16 protein-coding genes are annotated in these 25,941 nt (G+C 33.5%); 5 read left to right on the forward strand and 11 right to left on the reverse strand.

Features of this window, described 5'->3' with window-relative positions; translation table 11 throughout:
• Nucleotides 1-120 precede the first annotated feature (120 nt).
• Nucleotides 121-1,047, reverse strand: coding sequence for an aspartate carbamoyltransferase catalytic subunit (locus V6624_RS20795; RefSeq protein WP_338840036.1), 927 nt, complete (start codon nucleotides 1,045-1,047; stop codon nucleotides 121-123).
• Between the two features lie 181 nt (nucleotides 1,048-1,228).
• Nucleotides 1,229-1,768: a bifunctional pyr operon transcriptional regulator/uracil phosphoribosyltransferase PyrR gene (pyrR, locus tag V6624_RS20800; protein WP_338840038.1), complete on the reverse strand. Its 540-nt coding sequence runs from the start codon at nucleotides 1,766-1,768 to the stop codon at nucleotides 1,229-1,231.
• 180 nt (nucleotides 1,769-1,948) lie between these two features.
• Here pyrR and V6624_RS20805 point away from each other — a divergent pair, with 180 nt between their 5' ends.
• Both V6624_RS20805 and V6624_RS20810 read left to right on the forward strand, forming a co-directional pair.
• On the forward strand, nucleotides 1,949-3,277 hold the full coding sequence (locus tag V6624_RS20805; protein WP_338840039.1) for a hypothetical protein: 1,329 nt from the start codon (nucleotides 1,949-1,951) through the stop codon (nucleotides 3,275-3,277).
• Between the two features lie 112 nt (nucleotides 3,278-3,389).
• Nucleotides 3,390-3,563, forward strand: coding sequence for a hypothetical protein (locus V6624_RS20810; RefSeq protein ID WP_008468862.1), 174 nt, complete (start codon nucleotides 3,390-3,392; stop codon nucleotides 3,561-3,563).
• A 133-nt stretch (nucleotides 3,564-3,696) separates the two neighbouring features.
• On the opposite strand, the gene V6624_RS20815 is transcribed toward V6624_RS20810, so the two are convergent.
• The 7 genes from V6624_RS20815 to V6624_RS20845 all read right to left on the reverse strand — a co-directional run bounded on the left by V6624_RS20815 (nucleotide 3,697) and on the right by V6624_RS20845 (nucleotide 20,885).
• A complete protein-coding gene (locus V6624_RS20815) occupies nucleotides 3,697-5,316 on the reverse strand; it encodes an ABC-F family ATP-binding cassette domain-containing protein (protein ID WP_338840040.1) in 1,620 nt (539 codons plus the stop codon).
• Between the two features lie 295 nt (nucleotides 5,317-5,611).
• Nucleotides 5,612-6,385: a TlpA disulfide reductase family protein gene (locus V6624_RS20820; protein WP_338840041.1), complete on the reverse strand. Its 774-nt coding sequence runs from the start codon at nucleotides 6,383-6,385 to the stop codon at nucleotides 5,612-5,614.
• Nucleotides 6,386-6,721: 336 nt separating this feature from the next.
• Nucleotides 6,722-11,470: a T9SS-translocated chitinase ChiA gene (chiA, locus tag V6624_RS20825; protein ID WP_338840042.1), complete on the reverse strand. Its 4,749-nt coding sequence runs from the start codon at nucleotides 11,468-11,470 to the stop codon at nucleotides 6,722-6,724.
• Between the two features lie 495 nt (nucleotides 11,471-11,965).
• Nucleotides 11,966-14,032, reverse strand: a complete 2,067-nt coding sequence (locus tag V6624_RS20830; RefSeq protein WP_338840043.1) for a beta-N-acetylhexosaminidase — start codon at nucleotides 14,030-14,032, stop codon at nucleotides 11,966-11,968.
• A 151-nt stretch (nucleotides 14,033-14,183) separates the two neighbouring features.
• A complete protein-coding gene (gene nagB / locus V6624_RS20835) occupies nucleotides 14,184-16,121 on the reverse strand; it encodes a glucosamine-6-phosphate deaminase (protein WP_111285210.1) in 1,938 nt (645 codons plus the stop codon).
• Between the two features lie 110 nt (nucleotides 16,122-16,231).
• The gene (locus tag V6624_RS20840) at nucleotides 16,232-17,809 is read right to left on the reverse strand and encodes a RagB/SusD family nutrient uptake outer membrane protein (protein WP_111285212.1); all 1,578 of its coding nucleotides are present in this window, start codon (nucleotides 17,807-17,809) and stop codon (nucleotides 16,232-16,234) included.
• 10 nt (nucleotides 17,810-17,819) lie between these two features.
• Complete coding sequence (locus V6624_RS20845; protein ID WP_111285214.1) at nucleotides 17,820-20,885, reverse strand: SusC/RagA family TonB-linked outer membrane protein; 3,066 nt, start codon at nucleotides 20,883-20,885, stop codon at nucleotides 17,820-17,822.
• Between the two features lie 275 nt (nucleotides 20,886-21,160).
• Here V6624_RS20845 and V6624_RS20850 point away from each other — a divergent pair, with 275 nt between their 5' ends.
• The 3 genes from V6624_RS20850 (at nucleotide 21,161) to V6624_RS20860 (ending at nucleotide 24,548) form a co-directional block, all read left to right on the forward strand.
• On the forward strand, nucleotides 21,161-22,213 hold the full coding sequence (locus V6624_RS20850) for a sensor histidine kinase (protein ID WP_111285216.1): 1,053 nt from the start codon (nucleotides 21,161-21,163) through the stop codon (nucleotides 22,211-22,213).
• Nucleotides 22,203-22,904: a LytR/AlgR family response regulator transcription factor gene (locus tag V6624_RS20855; protein ID WP_111285218.1), complete on the forward strand. Its 702-nt coding sequence runs from the start codon at nucleotides 22,203-22,205 to the stop codon at nucleotides 22,902-22,904. The genes V6624_RS20850 and V6624_RS20855 overlap by 11 nt, the downstream gene beginning before the upstream one ends.
• Nucleotides 22,905-23,078: 174 nt before the next feature.
• The gene (locus V6624_RS20860; RefSeq protein WP_111285220.1) at nucleotides 23,079-24,548 is read left to right on the forward strand and encodes an MFS transporter; all 1,470 of its coding nucleotides are present in this window, start codon (nucleotides 23,079-23,081) and stop codon (nucleotides 24,546-24,548) included.
• A gap of 123 nt (nucleotides 24,549-24,671) precedes the next feature.
• Here the strand turns inward: V6624_RS20860 and V6624_RS20865 are convergent, their stop codons facing one another.
• Together V6624_RS20865 and fsa are read right to left on the reverse strand one after the other, a co-directional pair.
• Nucleotides 24,672-25,169: a hypothetical protein gene (locus V6624_RS20865; RefSeq protein ID WP_111285222.1), complete on the reverse strand. Its 498-nt coding sequence runs from the start codon at nucleotides 25,167-25,169 to the stop codon at nucleotides 24,672-24,674.
• Between the two features lie 91 nt (nucleotides 25,170-25,260).
• Nucleotides 25,261-25,917, reverse strand: a complete 657-nt coding sequence (fsa, locus tag V6624_RS20870; protein ID WP_111285224.1) for a fructose-6-phosphate aldolase — start codon at nucleotides 25,915-25,917, stop codon at nucleotides 25,261-25,263.
• Nucleotides 25,918-25,941 lie beyond the last annotated feature (24 nt).

Genomic DNA, 25,941 nt, shown 5'->3' on the forward strand with positions numbered 1-25,941 from the left:
AGTCGCAGTCGCAGTTTTCAGAGTCTTACTATCACTGAAAACTATCCGTTTAAAGAAATTTCAGTTTCAGTTTTTAAGTTTCAGATAACTGAAAACTGCGACTGCGACTGAATACTAAATCTACTGAATCTTTGAAGCCAAAAGATAAATAACCGCCATTCTAATCGCCACACCATTCTCCACCTGATTCAAAATCACAGACTGATCAGAATCGGCAACTTCAGAAGTAATCTCTACTCCTCTATTGATTGGCCCCGGGTGCATGATTACGATTTCTTTTCCTAGCGAATCCAAAAGCGGTTTGTCTACTCCGTATTGCTGAGCGTACTCACGTGTCGATGGGAAGAAATTCACATCCATACGTTCGTTTTGTACACGAAGCATATTGGCAACGTCGCACCATTCTAGCGCTTTACGTAAATTCGGTTCAACTGTAACACCAAGCGATTCAATATATCTCGGAATCAATGTTTTTGGTCCGCAAACTTTTACTTCTGCACCTTGCATTTTCAAAGCATATATGTTTGAAAGCGCTACACGCGAGTGCAGAATATCGCCTACAATAACTACTTTTTTTCCAGCAACATCACCAAGTTTCTCTCTGATAGAATAACTGTCTAACAAAGCCTGAGTTGGGTGTTCGTGCGCTCCATCTCCAGCGTTTACGATACTGGCTTTGACATTTTTAGATAAAAAATAAGCCGCTCCGGGATTGGAGTGGCGCATTACAACCATATCAACTTTCATTGAAAGGATATTATTTACAGTATCAATCAGAGTTTCTCCTTTTTTAACCGATGACTGAGCTGCAGAAAAACTGATCACGTCAGCAGATAAACGTTTCTGCGCTAATTCGAAAGAGAGTTTAGTTCTAGTACTGTTTTCGAAGAAAATATTTGCAATGGTAATATCTCGTAATGAAGGAACTTTTTTAATCGGTCTATTAATGACTTCTTTAAAATGATCTGCCGTTTCAAAAATCAGGTTAATATCATTCTCGTTGATATATTTAATTCCTAATAAATGATTTACGCTTAATTCTTTCATGTTTAATGTTTAACTGTTTATTTGTTTTATCGTTTTGCCGTTTAATCGTTTATTTGTTTTATCGTTTAATCGTCCTCTTTTGGCCGTTAAATCAATAAACAATTTCACGCTTCAACTTTTTTTAATTGAGTAATCGAAATAAATCGATTAAACAATTAACCGATTAAACGATTAACCAAATTTAATTTGTCACTAAGTGAACAACATCTTCACCATCATTTTCATTCCAGCTTACAATTACTTTTTCACCATTAATAGCATCTACCTGACGGCCTCTATAATCAGGCTGAATTGGCAAATGACGGCTGAAACGTCTGTCAATTAAAACCAATAATTCAATTTCTGAAGGTCTTCCAAAAGATTGAATGGCAGTTAGCGCCGAACGAATGCTTCTTCCTGTAAACAAAACGTCATCGATAAAAATGACTTTTTTGTCTTCGACTATAAAATTGATTTGGGTTTTATTGGCTTCAAGCGGTTTATCAGTACGACGGAAATCATCTCTAAAAAAAGTGATGTCCAGATATCCTAAAGAAATTTCAGGAACCTTGTATTCGTTTTCTAATATTTGTTTTAAACGTTCAGCTAAAAAAACGCCTCTTGGCTGAATTCCAACTAAAATAGTTTCAGAGAAATCAAGATGTTTTTCGATTAACTGACAAGCCAAACGATGGAGTATGATAGTAACTTCTTTCGAATTAAGTAATACTTTTTGACTCATAAGTGATTGTAATGTTTGGTTGCGCAAATATACGGAATCTGATTTTATTTGTTGGGGTGTTGGGGTTGGAAATATTTTTTGCCAATTTTTACAATATTTTAAAATACAGAGAATTATATTACATTTTATAACTAAAAAGCTATATTTTAGCTAGATACCAAAAAACTAACTTATCAAATTATGGAAACAACCACTATTAAAAACATTAGGTCTATACGTGATGAAATTCGGGAGAAAATAAAAACGGCGCAAATTCGAGAAAACAAGGACAACACTTATGGCAGTGAAAATGAATACACCTATAAAGGTCTTATAATAGGAATTGAAAATCTTCTTATTGATATTACAACTTTAACAAAATCTCCAAACAAATTTTTAGCACTTTCAATATATTCTGAAAGAAATAGTATTCATAGCTATTTAAACGCAATAAATACATATTTTGAAACACCAAATAATTACATTCCCTCATTTGAAGCATTAAAAATTCTTATTAGAAGCTTTAATATTAGAAATACAACTGAAAGACAAATAGAATTTGAACAAGAAATCGGCAATATTTCAAGATTAAAAATTGAAGCACAAGAAAATTTAGAATCAATTAAATCTACTAAAGAAAGCATCGAATCTGAAAATGAAAAAATAAATGAAAACATTAATTTTTCAAAAGAAAAGCTAGAAGAAATCGAAACTGAGTTAGAAATAATACTTAAGCGACGTGATGAATTAATTTCAGAATCTGAAAAAATAAAAAATTATAACGAAGAACTTTCCATAGCAAGAATAAAGGCTAATAAAAATTTAGAAGTAATTACTACATCAACTAACGAAAGCAAATCAAATGAAAAATTAATTACATCTTTCGCAAACAAAGTTCAAGACCGAGAAAAAAAATTAACTGAATTAGAATTTGCTACAGAAGAAAACTCTAAAAAATTAGCAGAATATGAATCAGAAAGAGAAAACATAATTAATGAAGCTAAAAATTTAATTGATTCTGCTAAACAGGCCTTAAACTACAAAACAGCTGAAGGAATTAGCGCCTCATTTCAAGTACAATATAATAAAGCAAATAATAAATGGATTTTTGGAAGCTGGATAACTGGAGCTATTTTATGTTTAATTACATCAATATCCATCGGTATTTGGATCGTAACAGAAATCACCGATGATACTTTTATTTTTATTGCAAGAGTTTCATTATTGCCTTTTCCAATTATTGGAGCCGTTTTTTGTGCAAATCAATATATAAGACAAAAAAACATAATTGAAGATTACGCTTACAAAATGGTACTTGCTAAATCTATCGTCGGATTTTCAGAGCAACTCAAAAAGAATTGTAGTGAAGATAATGCAGAATACATTCATTACATAAAAACGGCATTGGAAGAAATCCACAAAGATCCTCTAAGAAAAAGAGTTTCTTCCGAAAGTTCAAAACCTGGAAATGTTAATTTAACTCAAATTGGTGATCTAGTAGAAAAACTTTCTAAGGCTGTTAAACCGTAACATAAAAAATATTCTGGACAAACTATAATCCTAAAACATTTCCAAAAAATTCTATAACACATTTTCCTGATTCCTGAAGTAATTTTAAGTATCAATTTAAAACATCAGAATCATGCAAAATAAAATACTAAGATTGTTAATGGTATTTGTAATACTGTTTTCATTTACAAGCTGTGAAGTTATTGGAGACATTTTTAAAGCCGGAATGGGATTCGGGATATTTATCGTAATCTTTATTATTGCGATTATTATCTGGATTTTCGCTAAAATGTTCGGAAGCAAATAGTAGTAAAATAAACAAATAAAAAATCCCAAATTCCAAGTTTAATGTGGAGTTTGGGATTTTTTTATGGTGTAGAACTTTGTCAAAGTTTAAAACTTTGACAAAGTTGTAAGATCAAAGATTGGAATTTTAAAAATTAAAGATTGTACATCTTTTTTCTTTGTTCCTGAATTTTTTCATCATCAAGATATTCGTCAAATGTCATGTAACGGTCGATAACTCCGTTTGGTGTCAATTCTACGATTCTGTTACCAACTGTTTGCGCGAACTCGTGGTCATGCGTTGTGAAGATTACAGAACCTTTAAAATTTTTCAATGAGTTATTGAAAGCTGTAATAGACTCCAAATCTAAGTGATTTGTTGGTTCGTCAAGCATTAAAACGTTAGCACGCTCCATCATCATTCTAGACAACATACAACGTACTTTTTCTCCTCCAGATAAAACTCTAGACGTTTTTAAAGCTTCTTCTCCAGAGAAAATCATTTTCCCTAAGAAACCTCTAATGAATACCTCATCACGCTCTTCTTCTGTTTTAGCGTACTGACGTAACCAATCAACTAAACTCAAATCGTTTTCGAAATATTTGTGGTTTTCAGCTGGCAAATAAGCTTGGTTGGTCGTAATTCCCCAATCAAAAGTTCCAGTATCTGCTTTTTGTTCGTTGTTTAAGATTTCGTAGAAAGCAGTTGTAGCACGTGAATCTTTAGAGAAAAGAACGATCTTGTCGCCTTTTGCCATATTCAAGTTAATATCCTTAAATAAAACTTCTCCATCTACAGATGCTGATAAGTTTTCTACATTTAAAATCTGATCTCCCGCTTCGCGATCCTGATCAAAAATGATCGCAGGGTAACGACGGCTAGAAGGTTTAATTTCTGAAATATTTAATTTCGAAATCATTTTTTTACGAGAAGTTGCTTGTTTCGATTTCGCCACGTTTGCACTAAAACGACGAATAAATTCTTCCAGCTCTTGTTTCTTCTCTTCTGCTTTTTTGTTTTGCTGAGCACGCTGTTTTGCCGCTAATTGGCTAGACTCGTACCAGAAGGTATAGTTTCCTGAATAGTGATTAATTTTTCCGAAATCAATATCAGAAATATGTGTACAAACCGCATCTAAAAAGTGACGGTCGTGAGATACAACAATTACAGTGTTTTCGTAGTTTGCCAAGAAGTTTTCTAACCAAGCGATTGTCTCGAAATCCAAATCGTTGGTAGGCTCATCCATAATCAATACATCCGGATTTCCAAAAAGCGCCTGCGCCAAAAGCACACGAACTTTCATTTTTCCTTCCATATCTCCCATTAAAGTATAATGATCTGCTTCTGAAATTCCTAAGTTAGACAACATTGATGCAGCGTCAGAATCGGCATTCCATCCATTCATTTCTTCAAATTGAACCTGAAGCTCTCCTATTCGGTCTGCATTTGCATCATTATAATCTAAATAAAGTTCATCCATTTCTTTTTTAACAGCATACAGAACTTTATTTCCCATTAAAACGGTTTCCAAAACAGTATGCTCATCGAACATGTTGTGGTTCTGGTTTAAAACCGACATACGTTTTCCCGGCTCTAAATGAATATGTCCAGAAGTTGGGTCCATATCACCTGAAATGATTTTTAGAAATGTAGATTTCCCAGCACCATTGGCTCCAATAACGCCGTAAATATTTCCGTGAGTGAATGTGGTATTTACTTCGTCAAACAAAATTCGTTTGCCAAATTGAACTGATAAATTATTGACTGTTAACATGAATGTCTTTTTAATTAATTTTGGTGCAAAAGTAGTGAAAAAGGTTCTAAGTTGCAAAGATGCTAAGGTGCTAAGGTTTTTTATGCAAACGGGTAATTTTCTCGCAGAGGCGCAGAGGCGCAAAGTTTTGTTTAAATCCTATTAATTTAAAGTTACAGTTTGTCATTTCGACTGAAAGGAGAAATCACACAAGAAACTCCGCAAAGCATGTCTTCAATCATTGTCGATTAACTAGTGTGATTTCTCCTTTCAGTCGAAATGACAAAAATGGGGTTGCTTTGCGAGATTAATTCGGTTAGAGCTTACTTTCTTTTACCAATGCCACTTCAAGACTTTCAAAGTTCGGAAGCACTTTAGCAATCATTCCTTCTTTGTTTATAATAAAATGTGTTGGGAATGAATTCAACTGTAAAGATTCATTCATATAGACTTTCATATCTGGAATTACGGAATATAAAAGTGGTTTTCTTGCTAAAAAAGTTTTTAATTGTTCTGCTGAATCTTCGGCTAAACTTATAAAAATAATATCTTTTCGATCTTTATATGCTGAAACCAGTTTATTGACTTGCGGAAATTCTCTAATGCATGGTGTGCAGTGAATGTACCAGCATTTTATCACAATGATTTTTCCTTTCATGGATTCGTTGGTCACCAAATTTCCGTCTAAATCTTTAAATGAAAATTGCGGAAAAGCTGTTCCTTCCATTTTGTAATTTTTATAAGCATCAAAACCAATTTGATTGATTGTCGCTTTTATACTTGTATCTGTTTTTGGCAGGATTTTAAAGAGTTTGTAAACATAAATATCAGCTTCAGATTTTAATCGGATTGGGATGAAATTTCCATTTGCTAATTGATCTAAAAAAGTTTCTTTTGAAATTTCTTTTGATACAACATCCAACGCTTTAAAATCTCTCGAAAGCATAATTTTTTTATTCTGATAAACAGACCATTGTTCGTAATTTTTCTGTATTTGAATAGGATCAACTTCTGGATTTCCGAGTTTGTTTTGACTAAAAGAAGTATTGAAAATTAAAAATGAGATTATAATAGTGAATGCTATTTTCATGAAGTTTTATGCGATAGTAATAAAAGTCAAAAGTACTGATTTTTTTTCACCCGCTAATTTGTCATTGCGAGGGACGAAGCAAACGCGCTAAAATTGATCTAGCAAGTGAGATTGCTTCGTTCCTCGCAATGACATACTTTGTGCTCTTTTAAAACATAAAAAAACCTGGCAGTAAAAACTACCAGGTTCATAATGCGCTACCTGAGGCAAAAACCAAATAACAAATTACCTCAGTTCACAGCATTTATTCGAAATAAAAATAGATTAAAACATAAATAACCAAACTCAATTTTAACCATCCCAATTTTCTATTTCTAAATTTTCAATCCTTTTATTTTAGTTCAAAAAGTTCATTACTTTCAATGACTTTTTGTGGCCTGATTTATCTGTTACTATCACAACAAAAATCTGTTTACTAGCAAAACTTGGGCTATTAAGCAGTACTTCTTTATTGTTTTGAATATTTCTATGACTTGTAACATTTTGTCCTATCGTATTGAATACGTCAACCTGAGCAATTTCTTCTGTTTCGTTAGATACAGATAAAGTATTGTTTCTAAAATAAGCCACAGTCGTATTGCTTTCAGTCGTTATATCATCTACAACCAATGTTTTTGCTGTGCCTTGCGATGCAAAATAAGCCGCGTACGCTTTAGATAATTCAGATGAATTACCACAAGAAGATGCATCCCAGTTTACAGACCAAGTCATTAAACCTCTTAAAGATGGATATGGTCCGCCTGGCTGCATAGCGTATGTTCTTCCAGAAAAAGTAGTTCCGTTTCTTAAGTAATCCATAGCACTAATTCCTTCTGCTGGCGTTAAATAACCGCTACCCGCTGCACTCGGACAAGCTGGCAATGCAATAAGAACTTTTGAAGCTGGCAAGCCATCAAAATGCATTCCTGTTGAAGCAATGTTATACCCTTTTATGATCATATCGGTTAAGGCTGTAACCATGTTTGCTTTCTTAGCTGTACCATAATACTGACCATCTAATCCGTTTTCTCCTCCTGTATTATACAATTGTACCGCTAACAAATCCAATTCGTTACGCAAGTTTTGAATGATTGGCAAGAACGAACCGAAAGTATCTGTATAAGTAGTGTATCCTCCTTGTACATATTGTGTTTCTGGAGCTGCAGTTAATAAAAATCCAGGGCCATAGTACGCTTTTAGTTCTTTGAAAGCATCTACTACGTTTTTCAATCTTGGATAAGCAGAAATACCCGCATAAGAAATATCTCTTAAACCTCCTGCACTAAAATTCATCGATCCGCCTTCAAAATCAATATCAACTCCATCAAATTGATACTCGTCAATAATCGCTTTTAGACCATTAACAAATATATTTTTTTGAGTAACATTTTCCAGAACAACATGACCATTTTGACCTCCAATAGAAACAATAACTGGAACACCACTATCTCTTAAAGTTTTTATATCATTTTTCAACAATTGCTTATCGAAAACGCCATTAGTCAAATATCTAGCATCATTTGTAGTTAGTATTGGCGTATAACCATCACGATTAACGGTTTCTACGAAAGAATAATCAACTACGTTAAATTTACTTCCCTTTATTTGAGAAAAATATAAAAATGGAGCAGACGTATTTTCCCAAGAATGTGCATATCCTAAAATAATTTTAGATGGCAGCGGAATGAATCTATTACCACTTATTGTAGCAATTTTAATAGTATTGTTTAATGTAGTTACTGCAGCTTTATTATCTGTTGCTTTAATTACAACTGGATAATCCTGATAAGCAGTTGGCGTAAAATTATACGTATAAGTATTATTTGTACCTGCTGTCATATTAAATGTGCCTCCATTTATTGTAATAGTAACACCAGAAACCGATCCGTCACTATCAACAGCTGTAACTGAAATTGGCACAGCTTGGAAAGAACTTTGGTATACAGTAGTATTTGATGGTGAATTCCAAGTAATTGTTGGTAATGTATTTGGACAGTTTGCACCTGAACAAGTTAATGCAAAACTATATGTTTTAGAATCTGTTGTTCCGTTTGATGCAGTAGCCGTAACAGTTAATGTATGACTTTGCGAAAACTGATTTGCTACAGGCGTCCAAACCGCTGTATAAGTTCCCGAAGAATTGGTAGCAGTCAAGTTTTGTCCATCTAAACTAAATACAACAGATGAGATTGTAGTGGCATCAGAAGCACTTAATCCAACACTCGCAACAAAATTAATTGCTGATCCTAAATTTATAGCAATCGCTGAAGCTGTTGGTGCTGTAATCGTAACCATTGGCTTAGTCGCAACCACTGCTTGTCTATTAAAATCATAAACTGTTGGAGTTGTTGGAACTGCGAAGTTTGCTAAGTTATTTGGATAATAAGTCACTTCACCATTTTCCCATGAATTTAATTTCAAACTTAAAATTTGTGTATAACCCGCTACAACTGAATTATCGAAAGTGTAATTTCCTGATGCATCTGTTGTTGCTAAAACACTTTTCCAGTTATGTGTACTATCTGTCCAAGGTAGAACGATTTCTACTTTTGCACCAGAAACTGGAGTTGTTCCGTTTTTAACTGTTCCGCTAATTAAGTTTGTCGCTGCTGCTAAAGCTACTTTAGCTGTTGAACTTGTATTAAAATTATAAACAGTTGGAGTTGCTGGAATTGCGAAGTTTGCTAAATTATTTGGATAATAAGCCACTTCTCCATTTTGCCATGAATTTAGTTTTAAACTTAAAGCTTGTGTATAACCGTCTATAACTGAATTATCAAAACTGTATTTTCCTTGTGCATCTGTTGTTGCCAAAACACTTTTCCAGTTGTGGTTATTGTCTGTCCAAGGTAAAACTAATTCTACTTTTGCGCCTGCCACTGGAGTTGTTCCATTTTTAACCGTTCCACTAATTTTACTCGTAGTTGTTGCAACATCCTGAGTAAAATTCAACGTTTTATTAGCATTCAAATTAGAATAAACTGTTGAAGCTGGAGTAAAAGTTTGTCCTGTTAAAGCTGCAGTAACAGTATAATTTCCGCCAGAAGCTAAAGTTAGCGAATAAGCTCCGCTAGAATTAGTTGTTGCAGTAACATTTCCTGCTGTAGAAGCTGCTGTAATTGTTACGCCAGAAACTGCAGTACTTCCGTTAAGAACTGTTCCGCTTACAGTGTAAGTTACGACTGCTGCACCTTGCGTGAAATTCAACGTTTTATTAGCATCAATTGCGTTGTAAACAGTTGAAGCTGGCGCATAAGAAAATCCAGATTTCGCAGCTGAAACTGTAAAGTTTAATCCCGCTGTTAAACCTGCAACGCTGTAAACTCCACTTGCATTTGAAACTGCTGTTAAAGTCGTACTTCCAGAAACTGCTGAAACTGTTACGCCAGAAACAGGAGTTGTTCCGTCAAGAACTGTTCCGCTTACCGTGTAAGTTGGCTGTGTTCCATTGATTACAACCGCTGTCTGATTTGTTGTAACATTTGTTAACGATACTGGAGTAAAGGTATAACTCGCTTTTAATGCTGTAAGCGAATAATTTTGTCCTGAAGTTAAATTGTTGAATGCAAAATTTCCAGTAGCCGAAACGACTGTTTGAATCACTGCATTGCTTGCATTTCTCAATTCAACTGTAACATTGGTAACCAAAGCCGATCCGTTTTTTACAGAACCAGAAATACTTACTGTTCCTGGAACAACGCTTCCAAAAGAAGTATCTACTTGGTTTAATAATGAATTCGGAATTGAACCTCTGGTATCTTGAGATAATTCCCAAATCATACCTCCTGCTAAGTTTCTTGATTTTATGTACTGAACTTTTAAATCCATTGATTGTTTATCTTCATATGAAATAAACTCTTTTCTAGTAGCATTATATAAATAAGGAACTTTTGTTGTATTGTCAAAATAACGCACCCATCCTGCAGAAGCTGCAGAAGCTGTTACCTGCATTGTATTTGGATCTAAATAAGCATGTGAATTAGTAACTGAATTCCCAACTAAATCACAGATTTCAATACTTCCAGAACGCTCGCACGCTCCAGAACCATCCCATGTTCCAATTGGATTTTGCGGATTGGTACATCCTCCAACAATATCTCTTGGCGCTGAAACAAATAATCCAGGTAAATTAGGATTTGTTCCATCATTTGCAACGTGGTCGAATTTCTTTCCGTAAAAAGGCAATCCCATGATTAATTTATTCGCAGGAAAACCAATTACATTTAAATATTGATTGGTTAATTCGTCTAATGATTCTGATTGTGTTGCTCCATAAAGCGGGTCATTTGTATTTCCGCTTGAATATAATGGCGCATTGTAGCAGGTTTTGTCATACCAGTTTCCTCCAAAATCATATCCGAAATAGGTGATGTAATCACAATAAGTAGAAATGTCTTCTGTCATTCCGTATTGTGATCTGTTATTTGGTCCTAAATACTGTTTAGAAACATTTCTAACATTGTTTCCTGCAGCAATCGTAACCAGTTTATTTGGCATTGCTTGACGCATGGCTTTTAATAGGTAAACCAAATTTTTGTTGTCATCTGGGCTATATTTTTGTGGAGGAACAGGCGAACCATTTACTATTTCTGTACCATCAGTTCCACCCGAAAGAGGATATTCCCAATCGATGTCAAAACCGTCTATAAATGGATATGTAGTAATGAAGTTTGCCATATCTGCTGCTAAAGCTGCTCTTGCTACAGGACTTGCAGCAATTGGAGAAAGATCTTGTCCTTTTGTCCAGCCTCCAACAGAAATTAAAATTTTTAAATGAGGATACTTTTCTTTTAATTTCATTAAATCATAAAAGTTTCCTTTTACTGGAGCATCCCAAGGAATGCCTCCTTCCATATGCTCAAAATCAGCATACGTGTCCAAACATTTTAACTTTGTATTCTGTGGATGGGCAGGATCATAAGTTGTCCCATAAAAAGAATAATTCAAATGCGTAATTTTACTTCCATCAATTTTCGGAACATTGAAATCCCGAGCATAAATAGACCATTGTGCATAATACCCTACTACTTTTTTTCCGTGGGCCGGTTGTGCCAACGCAAGTAAGGGAAACAGTAACAAAAAGAGCAATCTGTAATAATGTTTCATAATTAATAAATATTAGTTAATAGAAAATAAGTAATTGGGCCGCAGCAGTATAAAAACTTCTGGGTTTCGCTCAACTGCAGATTGGAAGCCCGCTGTCGATTGGAAATAAACTCAAATTAAATTCTATAGATAAATATTACTATTACTGATTCATACATAATCATTAGCCAATAGTAGTGATTGATATTTATTTATAATTTTAAAAAAAAATTAATGTCAAATACAAATGATAAATTTGGGACTACTCATCAATCTATACTCTTTTTTGTCATGTTTTATTCTATTCTCTTTATTTGGTTTTTAAAGGTTAATACTCCGTTATTGGTTATTTTTTTATAGTTAATTATTATTTATTATACCTGATATAGTATTATTTAAAATAGAGAATTCAACATTATAATTACCCCTGCCATAGAATCATGGCAGAAGTAATTAACTCTCTAAAAAAACATTAGCAGTCTTAAAAACGTACTAAATACTAATTCAAACCAAACCTTAAAGTAATTTTTTTAAACTCTCATAAACAGACAGTTCAACATCTGCATGATCTTTTGTATTACATTGATCTATCATTTTTTTTAGATCTTCTGATTTTAAAGTTGATTTATTATCCAAAACCAATAATAATTCCTGAGAAGCATCATTTAGTTTTTTAGATAATGGTAATATTGGCTGTACTAATGGTGCGTTTGCACTTAGTGCCGTTAAATCTTTATGAACAGTAATCCATTTATTGAAAAATGAAGTTACTTTGGCTTTATTGTCTGCTGATTTATTAGCTAAATATTGAGTTACTGCTGCATCAAATGCTAAAGCATCTTTTGCATCTGGCCCACAAGCATCTGCAAACAATGTAAATGGAGAATACATTTGGTACTCTGTTCCTCCTTTGTTACGAGTATATCCTTTTAATGGTTCGCTAACTTTAGAAAATTCTTCCAGCGGCTGAATATTTTGATTGTTTGCTATATTTCTTAAAATCACATCTTTATTGCGAATGTGTGTAATACCTAATTCTTCTAATCTAAAAGAAACTGTCTCTAAACGTTTACGCATATTTTCAACGTCAACTATATCTTCTGCCGACCATAATCTTTCTGCAATTGCAGCTGTTCTTGGCCAAATTCTCGAATCGATCGTTGCTGGTGTAGCCAATTCTGTCCACATTGTTGCTTCGCCACCCAAAATTCTTGCTTTTTCGTCACTTGTCAAGTTCGCTCCTTTTGGCATTGGATCATTTAGGTAATGACTTGCAATTGGATACATTAAATCAATATAGTAACCGTTTGATAAAACTGTTTTGTATCCTTTTTTAACAGCATCTACTAAAGATTGCCCTGCTGCCATTCCTTCATTTGGACCTCTCCAAGAATGCACAATGGCTTCTTTAGATAAATCTTTGGTCAAAATTTCTTCCCAACCCATTAATTGTTTTCCGTGTTTCTTTAACATCGGTGCCAATTGCATCGTGAAATAAGTTTGCAATTCGTGGTTGGTTTTTAAATTATGTTTCTTTTTGAATTCTTGAATTTTTGGATTTGCATCCCAATCTTTTCCTTCGTTTTCATCTCCTCCAATATGGAAATAAGCACCAGGAAATAATGGACAAACCTCATCAAAAACTTCACTTAATAATTGGTATGTTTTAGGATTTGAAGGATCTAATGTTGGTGTAAAAATTCCAGCATTTCTTTCAACTCCATAGTTAGCGATTGCTGTACCTTGAATATTTTTTTCGGATGTTCCACCAGTCAGTGTAATTACTTTACTTCCAATTTCAGGATAAGCCGTTAAAATTGCAGATCCGTGACCAGGAACATCTATTTCAGGAACAATTAAAATACCGCGCTCATCAGCATATTTTACGATATTTTTAATTTCCTCTTGTGTGTAATACATTCCATCCGAAGCCAATTCTGTAAACTTTGGATGTTTTTTCATTTCGATTCTCCAGCCTTGATCATCAACTAAATGCCAGTGAAAAACATTCATTTTCATTGCTGCCAATGCATCAATATTTCTTTTGATTACGTCAATTGGCTGAAAATGTCTAGAAGCATCAACCATTAGACCTCTCCAAGTGAATCTTGGAAAATCTGAAATTTTTGAACTTGGAAAATAAAAAGAAGTCGAGTTGTTTTGAAGCATTTGCAATAATGTCTCCAAACCATGTAAAGCACCTAAATCGCTTGATGCATTTAAAGTGATTTTGCCTGAAGTAATATCTAAATGATAACTTTCGTCTTCATACAAACCAATTTTTCCGTTTTTAGTACAATTGATTTGTAATTCTGCATTTGGAACTTCATTTAATTTGGTAATAAAACCTTGTTCGAAAAATATACCTGCTCTACCATCTAAACGGCGCAAAAAGCGAGTTACTCCGCCAAAAATTCTTGGATTCGGATTTCCTGTAATATTGACTTTAAAATTTTTGGTTAAAGCAAAATTACCTTCATTAATAACAACATTCTGAGGCCAAGGCATAAGGTTCAGCTGCTCTTTTTGGACTTGCGCACCTGCCGATATACCTGCAAATAATAGTACAAATAAATATTTCATTTTTCTTTTTTTTGGTTGGATAGTTTTTAATAAGTATCCTAATTTATATAAAAAAAGACAAAATTCAGAATGACTTCTGCATTACCTCACTTTTACCAGATAATCATCTGAATTTTGTCATTTGATTCGTTCAAAAACGAATCATAAAGCTTTAGTAATCAAAGCGTTTAAAGGCTTCAATTGCTTCATATTCAGCTAAACCTAATTCATCATATAAGATGGCTGTATTCTTGTTTCGATCTTCTGCCCTAACCCAGAATTCTCGAGAATCATTACCTTGAAACATTACTCTATCTTTTTGAGATTGGTGATGTAAAATGGCGTGACGTTTTAATAAAACCTCTGAAGGACTCAACGGAACTGCCATATCAATTTCATGAATATCCCATTCGTGCCAAGCTCCTCTGTAAAGCCATAACCAACAATCGTTCATGTAAGGTTCTGGTTTAAGTTCTTTTAATGCAGCAAAAATGGCATTCAAGCAAACTTCATGTGTTCCATGCGGATCTGCAAGATCTCCAGCAGCAAAAACTTGATGTGGTTTTATTTTAGCAATAATATCTTTTACAATAGCAATATCTTCTGGTCCTAACGGATTCTTTTTAACTTGTCCTGTTTCATAAAATGGAAGATCTAAAAAGTGTGTATTCTCATCTTTTAAACCAATATATCTTGTTGCTCCATAAGATTCTCTTCTTCTGATCAATCCTTTTAATTTTCGAACTTCCAAAGAATCGATCTGGTTTTCTGATTTATTGTTTAAAAATTCGATAACCGATTTAAAATTGATATCTGCTTTTTCATTTCCAACAAAATCACTAGCTACTTCTGCAAATTTTAATGCTTCATCATCTGAAACAGCGATATTTCCCGAAGTCTGGTATACCACATGAACATCGTGTCCTTGTTTGATTAATTTTGAAAATGTTCCTCCCATAGAAATAACATCGTCATCTGGATGCGGACTAAAAAGAATTACTCTCTTTTTTGCCGGATTTGCTCTTTCTGGCCGATGAGAATCATCTGTGTTTGGTTTTCCTCCTGGCCATCCGGTAATGGTATGCTGTAAAATATTAAACATATTGATGTTCATATCGTAAGCTGAACCTTCTTGAGCCAAAAGATCTGACATTCCGTTATTATTGTAATCACGGTCTGTCAATTTTAAAATAGATTGTTTTGTTTTCTGACAAAGCCAAACAATTGCCTTACTTTTCATTTCAGGTGTCCAAAGACATTCTCCAACTAACCAAGGCGTTTTAAAACGGGTTAATTCTGATGCCGCAGACTGATCTAAAACGAAAGTTGCATTTGGATGATTCTGTAAAAATGTAGCTGGTATTTCTGAACTGATATCACCTTGAATAGTTCTTTTAATGATATCTGCCTTGTTTTGTCCCCAAGCCATCAAAACAATACGCTTTGATCTCATAATAGTTGAAACTCCCATTGTTATGGCACGTTTCGGCACATTATCAATTCCATTAAAAGCAGACGAAGCATCGACTCTTGTAATGTGATCTAATGTAATAATTCGAGTTCCAGAATTGATGTGAGAACCTGGTTCGTTAAAACCAACGTGCCCTGTACGGCCAATTCCTAATAATTGAAAATCAAGTCCTCCTGCATTTTTAATATTCATTTCATAATCGATACAGTATTGATTTATTTCGTCAATTGCTATTGTACCGTCTGGAATATTAATGTTTTCAGGCTTGATATCAATATGATTAAAAAGATGTTCATGCATGAAATAATGATAGCTCTGATTATTCTCTTTAGTCATCGGATAATATTCATCCAAATTAAAAGTAATTACATTGCTAAAACTTAGTCCTTCTTCTCTGTGCATTCTCACTAGTTCCTCGTAAACTTTTATCGGAGAAGAACCTGTTGCCAAACCTAAAACACAAGCTTTATTTTTTTCCTGCTTAGATCTAATTAGCTGCGCAATTTCCTGTGCTACAATTATAGAGGCTTCAATAGAACTCTTGAAGATCTCGTTATGAATTTTTTCAAATCGAGTTTCTTCAAATTTTCCCGCGCTTTTGTAACTGATATCAGGTTTTATTTCTAAAGCACTTTTCATTTCTTTTCTTTTTTTGTAGTAATTACCATTTTGATTTTAAGAATGGTATAGATCACTCTCGCAATCTATACCATTACTACTAACCAAACTTAATATCCTTGTTTTTTCTTTTAGAAGTTCGGAGCGTTAACATCCCACCAAGTTCTGGTGCCTCCGTTATCAGGTCCTCCAAGTTTTGCAATACCTGTTTTAAGACCTTCTGGGTTTCCATCTTTTTCAGTAGAAACAAAGTTTATTCTTCTAACACCGTACTCAGTAGTAATTGCACCAGCACTTTGGTTGTTAAGAATTGGCAATAATTTAGGGTAACCTGTTCTACGGTGTTCAGCCCAAGCTTCCATACCGTCAGGGAAATTAGCAATCCATTTTTGAGTAATGATTTTTTGCAATTTCACTTCGTTGCTTGCAGCATCATCCCAAGCAACAGTTACTTTATTTACAGCTAAACCACTGTTGAATGGAGCAACTGGATCTACATAATCTTTAGCTGTTTTTACATTATCTGCAATATAATCAGCGGCACCACCAACAGAAAGCTGTTCAAAAGAAGCCGTAATACCTGCTTTGTAAAGTGTTGCAGCGTCACCGCCCATATTCCAGCCTCTTAAAGCTCCTTCTGCTCTTAAGAAATAAATCTCAGCTGCATTTAACCAAACAACTTGTTTGTCTTCATCTATTATCTTACCAAAGTTCGAGAACTTAATGTGTTTTGACTTATCACCAAGAATACCACCAGTACGAATTCCTTTATATTCTCCAGGAAACTCTTCTGAAGTTTTAAAATAAACACTTATTCTAGGATCATTGTAACCTCCCATGATAGATTCCATATCTGCAGACATACGGCTATCATTATATTCGTAAGCAGCAACTCTAAGTGGGTGTTGTGAAACATCTTTATTCACAATAAAGCTGTCTGCATTTACTGTCATTACACCAAATTTTTGACTAATCGCTTTTTCTGCTTCCGTTTTAGCCAAAGTTGGATTAACTTTTACAATACGCATTGCTAATCTTAAACGTAAAGAATTTGCATATCTAACCCATTTTGTATAGTCTCCTTTATAAGTCGAACGATCGATTTTTGTAAAAGAACTTACTTCTCCTGCATCAATTCTTTTTGTTAATTCCTCAACTGCAAAATCTAGATCTTTAAACATTAATCCATAAGCTTCTTCCTGAGAATCGTACCCAATTGCAGCATCTGTTGTTCCTAGTTTTGAATACACAATTGGTCCCCATGAATCTGCAGCTTTATGTAAAGTCTGTACTTTTACTATTGTTGCCAAAGCATAAAACTCATCATATTTTCCTTTAGATGCAGCTTCAACTTTTAAGTAATTTGCCATTACTTGTGTATAAATAGCTTCCCAACCCCAAAGGTTCCAGTTATCAGAAAGTGCATAAGAAAGGTTATTGTTACCATCAAAACCTGGTGCTGTCGTATAACCTCCCCAAGTATTCCCAGATAAGTCAATTGCAACCTGATATTTCCAACCTGGAACGTTTACCATAACGTTGTCAAACATCGTTGTAAAAGGACCTTTAATGTGATTAAAATCTTGTGTCAGTTCCTCTTGTGTAAAACCATCAGGATTGCTATTAATCTCGTCAAAATTATCTGTACAACCAACTAAAGCCAAAAGACCAAGACAGATTAGTGATTTTTTTATATTATTTGTTTTCATGATGTTTTAATTAGAAAGTTACATTTAAATTAAGACCAATACTTCTTGTTGATGGTAAACCATAAATATCAACTCCTTGTAAGCCCTGACCTGTACTTAAAGCAATGTTTGGATCGAATGGTGCATCTTTATAAAAGAAGAATAAATTTCTTGCGATTAATGATAAAGTTGCTGTATTAACAAATGGAATTGCTTTTTTGTTGAAAGTATATCCAAGCGAAACCTCTCTTAAACTTACATTTGTTGCATCATATACATACTCAGCAGTAGCACCGTTAAGACCACCTACAGCTTCATAGTATTTTTGAGCATCTATTTTAGTCACTTTCGTGCCATCAGGCATAACTGCATTTACAGCAACACCACCGGCATTTCTAGCATCTCCAGATCTTTTTGATACTCCATAAAAATCATTCATACCTTCAGTAATACTCATTACATCTCCACCAAAGCGACCATCGATCAAGAAATTAGCTGTAAAAGAACCAAATTTAAATGTGTTTGACCAGCCTAACATAAAATCAGGGTTTGCATTACCAACTTCGTGGAAATCAGCTTCAACTGCTAAGTTTCCTTTATCATCTAAAACAATTTCCCCTTTATCATTTCTCACGATACCTTTTCCTTCAATAACACCAAATGGTCTTCCTTCAGTTAAAGAGTATCTGTAATTAATATTATTTACAGGAGTTAATGGAATTTGACCTCCTAATTCTGCTGGGATTTCTTTTACTTTATTTCTATTATGAGAATAATTTACCATTGTTTCCCATGAGAATTTTTGTCCCTCAATAATTTTTCCACTCACAACAAGCTCGATACCTTGGTTGGCAATACTACCAGCATTTATTCCGTAGAAAGTATAACCGTAAGGGTTTGTTGCTGGAGCCGGAACTTGAATATATTGATTTTTAGTTTCTGAGTTGTAGTATGAAATTTCGAAACCTAATCTATTGTTGAACATTCTCCATTCAGTACCAAATTCAAATTCTGATTTCAATTCAGGTTTCAATCCTTCACCTGGTCTTGGCCCTACTACAGGAGGAATAATATTACCACCCTGAATAGTCGATTTTGGAGAAGTTACAAAAGCAGAAACGTCATTACCCACTTGAGCATAAGTTCCTCTCACTTTTCCGAAGTTAATCCATTCTGGCATTGTTGCCATTTCACTAATAAGAGCAGTAACCCCTACAGATGGATAAAAATAAGATGGAGTATCAGTATTTACTAAAGTAGAAGACCAATCATTACGTCCTGTAACATCTAAATACAACATGTTTTTATAACCAAAAGTTGCAGAAGCAAAAATTGACTGAACCTCTCTTGAAGAACCTGTAGCCTGAAGGCTTAAGTTATCTAAACCACTAGCACTTGCAAAATTCCCCAAAGTAAACAAGTTAGCATTTACAAGTCCGCCAACAATACCAGAATCTAAAGTAGTCGATTGATTTGCTAATGTGTTATTGATACTTGCTCCTAAAATAGCATTAAAGCTAAAATCTTCGTTGAAATTAGTATTAATTTTAGCAATCAAATCTCCGTAACGTTGTGTGCTTAAATTAGCAACGTTTATATATCTACCGTTTATATTAGATAAAGAAGTATTGGTCGTAGCATAAATCTTTTTATCATAATCATTTTCAACTCTATTATAGCTATATCTTGCAGCAATGCTTAACCAATTGTTTGCTTTGTATTCTAAAGCTAAATTTCCGTTGAAGAAATTATCTTTATCAATAGATTTATTTCTATTGATTAACCAATAAGGATTCTGAACATAAATATCAGCATTTGGTGCGCTGTAAAAGTTTTGACCGTATAGGTTTCTAGAAGGAATAAATGTTTCGAAATTATCTTTATAATAATTAAAGTCATTTCCTCTTTGGAACAAATAAACTCCCGTTAATGGGTTTGAGTAAAGTCCGTTTACAGGTCTGTTATTAATTGTTTGTGATGTATATTTTGCATCAGCAGAAACAGTTAATTTATTGTTGAAAAATTTACCTGTCTGGCGGATTCCAAAGTTGTTTTTCTTTAACCCGTTACCTTCAATAACTCCTGAAGCTGTAGTATTAGCGTAAGATATACTTGTTGAAGAAATATCAGATCCAGTTGTAAAAGCAGCAGAAGTAATTTGAGTAACTCCTGTGTTAAAGAAGTCTTTTACAAAATCATTTGATTGTACTTTTCCTCCCCAAGATTTTTGTGCATCCGCTGTTCCATATTCATACTGAAATTCTGGTAATGAATGAACAGATTCAAAAGTAGTAACAGAAGAAACAGCTAAATTCCCTTTATTTTCTTTAACTTTTTTAGAAGACAATAAAATAACCCCATTTGCTCCTTGAGATCCGTATAATACAGAAGCTGCTGCACCTTTAAGTACAGTCATTCCTTCATAGTCGTCTGGATTAATCAAAGAAATAACATCTCCTCCGTCACGGTTACCTCCAGCAGTACTTCCAAATGAATCATTTGACGCATTTGTATTACCCTGCTGATTTGAAGTACCATTATACATAGGAATACCATCAATAACGTAAAGTGGCTGGCTGTTCATAATAGATGAGTTACCACGAATAACTACTTTTGTAGATCCTCCAGTACCTCCAGAACTTTTTGTTACTGCAACACCCGCAACTTTACCCGCAATAGTATTAATAACGTTGGCATCTTTAACACGAGTCAACTCTTCCCCTTTAAGTTCTTGAGCCGCGTAAGTCAAAGATTTTCTTGTTTTCTTAACACCTAAAGAAGTTACCACTACCTCATTTAATGCATTAGATGCTGCCTGAACCATTTTCACATTAATTGTTGCAGCATCTCCTACAACGATAGTCTGAGTTTCTAGCCCTACATATGTGAAAACTAAACTTTGACCTTTTTGAACTTCAATTGTATACAATCCGTCAAAATCGGTAGTTGTTCCCTTTTGACCTCCTTGTACAGCAACAGAAGCTCCTGGTAATGGCATACCCTCAGAATCTGTAATCACACCCTTGACACTTTTTACTTGTGCAAGCGAAACCTGCGCCGTAAAAACAATCATAAAGATTAAGAAAATTTTTTTCATGTTTATTTTATTTTGTTAGTTATGAAGTAAAATTATTCTTAAGGCATTGTTAAAAAAAATAAATTAAACCAACGACAACAAAATTTAAACGAACGACATAAATCATTCAATAATACGTTTTACGAAAACGTTCTACATGAAAAAAAAAGCACCGATATCCTTTTTTTGCGAAATTTTATTCAAAAAAATTGTCGCTTTGCAGTTAATTGTTTAAAGTTGCACTTTATTTACTTCTTGTTAAGAAAAACTAAAATTGCTAAATATCTTAAAACCAATTGAAAGAAATTAAGAAAGTTAAATTTGATATTAAACTGCGAAACCATATATGGTTTTGGGGAGTTTATTTTACTTTGAATTTTTTAAGATGGGGAGCTTATTTCAATGATTATCCTTATGCATTCAAATCGAACTTGATCGAATTTTCACTTGTTATACCTTTAGTATATCTCAACTTATTCGTTTTAGTTCCAAAGTATGTATTAAAGCAAAAATATATCACTTATACGTTTTTCTTACTTTTGAGTTTATTTGCAATTTATTTAGCGAAGACTGCTCTTACCTATTATATTATTTCTGAAAACATCTGGCCAGAAGCCAATCGAGAATATCATCCGTTTGAAATTAACCATATTGTTGCAGTTTGCATAGGAGAGCTGTACGTTTTAGCAATGGCTTCTTCAGTTTATCTTACTTTGACTTGGTTGAGAGAACGCGAAAGAAATAGATCTTTACGAGAAAATCAGTTTAAGATTAAATTGAAATATCTGGAAAATCAAATTCAACCGCATTTCTTTTTCAATACCTTAAACAATTTATATGCACTGTCATTAGAATCTTCTAAGAAAGTTCCAGATGTAATCATTAAACTTTCTAATTTAATGGAGTATGTTCTGTACGATGTAAAAGGAACCAAGTTTGTACCTTTAATTAAAGAAATCGACTATATTCAAAATTATATTGAAATAGAAAAACTTCGTTTTGAAAACGTCGAAGTGACAATAAATCTGGAATCAAACATTGAAGATGTAGTTGTTCCTCCGCTAATCTTTATTTCTTTAGTAGAAAATGCATTTAAACATGGCGGTTTGAATAACAAAAATTTAAAAATCAAAATCAACTGTAAAGTTATTGACAATAAAACACTTGATTTTGAAATCTTAAATAATTTCGTAATTTCACAAAATCATAATCCAAAAAGAGGAATTGGTTTAGTAAATACGAAAAAGAGATTAAAGCTTATTTACAGAAACGATTTTAGTCTTAAGCACAAAACCAAACTAAATTTCTACATAATTAGATTACAAATACCAACTCAGAATGAAGATTAAATGCGTGTTAATTGATGATGAGCCTTTAGCTATTAAAGTCCTGCAAAATTATTTTACCAATTTTACAGATTTTGAAGTTATAGCCACATTCAATAATTCTTTGGAGGCACTGGATTTTATAAACAGTACACCTGTCGATGCCGTCTTTTTAGATATCAACATGCCAATGATGACAGGTTTTGAACTTATAAGTCTAATTGAAAGCAAAACCAAAGTAATTATCACAACCGCTTTTAGGGAATTTGCTGCCGAAAGTTATGATCTCGATGTATTAGATTATTTGGTAAAACCAATTCCGCTTCCAAGATTCATAAAATGTATCAATAAAATTACAACTGAATATAATCTCAAAAACAATATTAAAGTCGAAACCACAAAAGGCGATTCTCATATTTTTATTAAAGTCGATAAAAAAATGATGAAAATTAATATTGAAGAAATTCTGTTTGTTGAAGGAATGAAGGAATATATAAAAGTTGTCACTCCCGATAAAACCTATATTACTCATAAATCTCTTACATCATTATCTGAAGAATTACCTGCAGATCGCTTTCTTAGAATTCATAAATCTTATGTCATTGCACTAAATAAGGTGAAATCTATTGAAGGAAACCGCGTGCAAATACAATCTTATAACATTCCAATAGGCCGAAACTACAGTAAAGAGGTCAAAAACAAGATACTGGAATAAAATATAATTACGAATTACATTTTCTAAGTAGGTTAAAATTAACACTTTGTTGAAAAAACACTGTCGTTGGTTTAAATTTAACATTATTTATGCCTTTTTATTTTTTTTTGATAATCCTAACAAATATATTTACGGTCTTCAAAAAACAAATAATAAAAAATTAACCTCATTATTATGACTTCAGAAAATGTACAAACCAAATGGGGACAATTTATCTCTTTGATAATTGTTTTCTTCTTTTGGGGTTTCGTTGGATCTGCCAATGATATCCTGATTCCAGTATTCAAAAAAGTATTTACGTTATCGCAAGTACAATCACAATTAGTAGCATGGGCTTTCTATGCAGCTTACTTTGTGGGATCAATTATATTCTTCATAGTTTCATTAAAAGTAGACGTTTTGCAAAAATACGGCTACAAAAGAACCTTATCTGCAGGATTAATTTTATCTGCTGTAGGTTCATTTTTATTCGTTCCAGCTGCTACAACTCAAAGTTTCCCTTTCTTTTTAACAGCTTTATTTACAGTAGGATTAGGATTCTCGATTCAACAAATTGTAGCAAATCCATTAGCAATTAAAATGGGTAGCCCAGAAACTGGAGCGCACCGTTTAACTCTTGCTGGAGGAATCAACTCTTTCGGAACAACAATCGGTGCGATTTTATTAGGTATCGCTTTGTTTGGAATGGGAGACAACAAAAAAACAGCTCTTTCTTTAGAAGATATTAAATTACCATTTATTATTTTAGGATTGGCTTTTATTGCTGTTGCTGTATTTATGAATTTCTCAAAAATCGAAGATCCAGTAAAAGAGGAAGAAGCAATAATTAAAGAAAAACACAGTAGTTTTAACATTCTTGACTACCCGCAATTATACTTGGGTATGTTAGGAATTTTTATTTATGTAGGTACTGAAGTAACAATCATTAGTAATTTACCAGCTTTATTACATACATCTGAATTCGGAAATGTACTAGAAGATGCTGTTGCACCATTTATTGCTCTTTACTGGGGAAGTTTAATGATCGGTCGTTGGAATGGTGGAGCAAACGTATTCAACACTTCAAACTTAGTAAATACTGCACTTAAATTTATCGTACCAGCTGTAGCTTTTGGAGTAATTATCGGAGCAAATATCTTTGCTGCACACGATGTTTCTTCATTCTATATCTACCCAATCTGGATTTTATTATTTATCGCTGTAAGTTTTGTTGGTGGTAAAAACGCTGGAAAAACATTAATGCTTTTCGGAATTTCAGGATTAACAATGATGGTATTAGGATTAGCTTGGCCAAACCCAGAAATTGCTAAATTCTTCTTTATCTCAGGAGGTTTATTCTTGTCTATCATGTGGCCATCAATCTTCGATTTAGCAATTGCTGGTTTAGGAAAAAATACAGGAAAAGCATCTTCTTTCTTAATCATGATGATTCTTGGGGGTGGAGTTATTCCATTAGTTCAAGGAAGTATCTGTGATTTAGATGCAACAAATCCAAACGGAATTTTCGGTATCACATACACTCACTTCTCTTACATTGTACCACTTATTGGTTTTGCATATTTAGGATTCTACGGTTTCTACTGTCCTAAAATCTTGAAAAAACAAGGAATCAGCCACGTACAAAGCGAAGGCGGCGGACACTAAAAATTAGAAAAATTCAATATAAAAAATCCAAATTCCAATTTGCTAATCGGAATTTGGATTTTTTTTATCTTAAAACAAAAAACTTAGAAACTCAGCATCTCAGAACCTTAGTACCTTAGATCCTTACTTCGCATTAATTATATTACTCAAATTCTTCTTGAAAACAGCTTTATTTTGCGGCGTTAAAGTATAAACAACATCTTTATCAGCATGAACAATTACTTTGTCTATATCAGCACTTAAAAGCGCTTGAGGATCTTTAATCTTAAGGGTGCAAGCGCCATCAAAAAAACCATCATCTTCAATAGTTTTTCTAGCTTCTATAACAGTTCCATCACTTAAAACGGCAGAAATAGTCATTTCACTATTTAATGTTTTCGAATAAAAACCATCCATAACCAACAAAAGTCGATACGAGTTTTTTAATTCAGGGCCTTTAAACTCATGTCTTGTAATATTATAGCGAAGACCTTTGGCAAGAGTTTGAAATTTAACCGAACAATCTAATTCAAAAGTAGCAACATCACCCGCTTCATTTACTGAAGTAATAACTTTAGCAGCTTGGGCGTTTACAGAAAAACTCGCTACAAAAAAAGACAACATTAGTAATACAACTTTCATATTTAACGATTTAAGATTCAATATAAAAGTAAAAAAAATCGTCTCTTCTCGTTAGAAAAAAGACGATTTTTATTTTGTAAGTATCTAAAGATTACTTGTTTCCTTTCTCGAAGTCAGCCACAAACTGAGCTAAACCGATATCAGTTAAAGGGTGTTTCAACAATCCGTAAATTGCAGAAAGTGGTCCAGTCATAACATCAGCACCAATTTTAGCACAGTTAACAATATGCATTGTGTGACGCACAGAAGCTGCTAAAATTTGAGTTTCGTAACCATAGTTATCGTAAACCTCTCTAATTTCTTGAATCAAGTTTAATCCGTCAGTAGAAACATCATCTAAACGTCCAACGAATGGAGAAACATAAGTAGCTCCAGCTTTAGCAGCCAATAAAGCTTGTCCTACAGAGAAAACAAGAGTTACGTTAGTTTTAATTCCTTTATCAGAAAAGTATTTTGCTGCCATAACACCTTCTTTAGTCATAGGAAGTTTTACAACAATCTGCTCATGTAATTCAGCTAACTCCTCGCCTTCCTTAACCATACCTTCAAAGTCAAGAGCGTTAACTTCAGCACTTACGTCACCATCTACAAGGTTGCAAATGTCAACATAATGCTTAAGGATATTGTTTTTTCCAGTAATACCTTCTTTTGCCATTAATGACGGATTAGTAGTTACTCCATCCAAAACTCCTAAAGCTTGTGCTTCTTTAATTTGAGCTAAATTAGCTGTGTCTATAAAAAATTTCATAATTTGTTTAATTAAAAATGGTTT

It is taken from the genome of Flavobacterium ginsenosidimutans (assembly GCF_037478105.1).
GTDB lineage: Bacteria > Bacteroidota > Bacteroidia > Flavobacteriales > Flavobacteriaceae > Flavobacterium > Flavobacterium ginsenosidimutans.

Bases quoted from the DNA above. Each gene is read 5' to 3' on its own strand.
- V6624_RS20795 (WP_338840036.1), bottom strand. From the start codon at position 1,047: ATGAAAGAATTAAGCGTAAATCATTTATTAGGAATTAAATATATCAAC.
- pyrR (WP_338840038.1), bottom strand. From the start codon at position 1,768: ATGAGTCAAAAAGTATTACTTAATTCGAAAGAAGTTACTATCATACTC.
- V6624_RS20805 (WP_338840039.1), top strand. From the start codon at position 1,949: ATGGAAACAACCACTATTAAAAACATTAGGTCTATACGTGATGAAATT.
- V6624_RS20810 (WP_008468862.1), top strand. From the start codon at position 3,390: ATGCAAAATAAAATACTAAGATTGTTAATGGTATTTGTAATACTGTTT.
- V6624_RS20815 (WP_338840040.1), bottom strand. From the start codon at position 5,316: ATGTTAACAGTCAATAATTTATCAGTTCAATTTGGCAAACGAATTTTG.
- V6624_RS20820 (WP_338840041.1), bottom strand. From the start codon at position 6,385: ATGAAAATAGCATTCACTATTATAATCTCATTTTTAATTTTCAATACT.
- chiA (WP_338840042.1), bottom strand. From the start codon at position 11,470: ATGAAACATTATTACAGATTGCTCTTTTTGTTACTGTTTCCCTTACTT.
- V6624_RS20830 (WP_338840043.1), bottom strand. From the start codon at position 14,032: ATGAAATATTTATTTGTACTATTATTTGCAGGTATATCGGCAGGTGCG.
- nagB (WP_111285210.1), bottom strand. From the start codon at position 16,121: ATGAAAAGTGCTTTAGAAATAAAACCTGATATCAGTTACAAAAGCGCG.
- V6624_RS20840 (WP_111285212.1), bottom strand. From the start codon at position 17,809: ATGAAAACAAATAATATAAAAAAATCACTAATCTGTCTTGGTCTTTTG.
- V6624_RS20845 (WP_111285214.1), bottom strand. From the start codon at position 20,885: ATGAAAAAAATTTTCTTAATCTTTATGATTGTTTTTACGGCGCAGGTT.
- V6624_RS20855 (WP_111285218.1), top strand. From the start codon at position 22,203: ATGAAGATTAAATGCGTGTTAATTGATGATGAGCCTTTAGCTATTAAA.
- V6624_RS20860 (WP_111285220.1), top strand. From the start codon at position 23,079: ATGACTTCAGAAAATGTACAAACCAAATGGGGACAATTTATCTCTTTG.
- V6624_RS20865 (WP_111285222.1), bottom strand. From the start codon at position 25,169: ATGAAAGTTGTATTACTAATGTTGTCTTTTTTTGTAGCGAGTTTTTCT.
- fsa (WP_111285224.1), bottom strand. From the start codon at position 25,917: ATGAAATTTTTTATAGACACAGCTAATTTAGCTCAAATTAAAGAAGCA.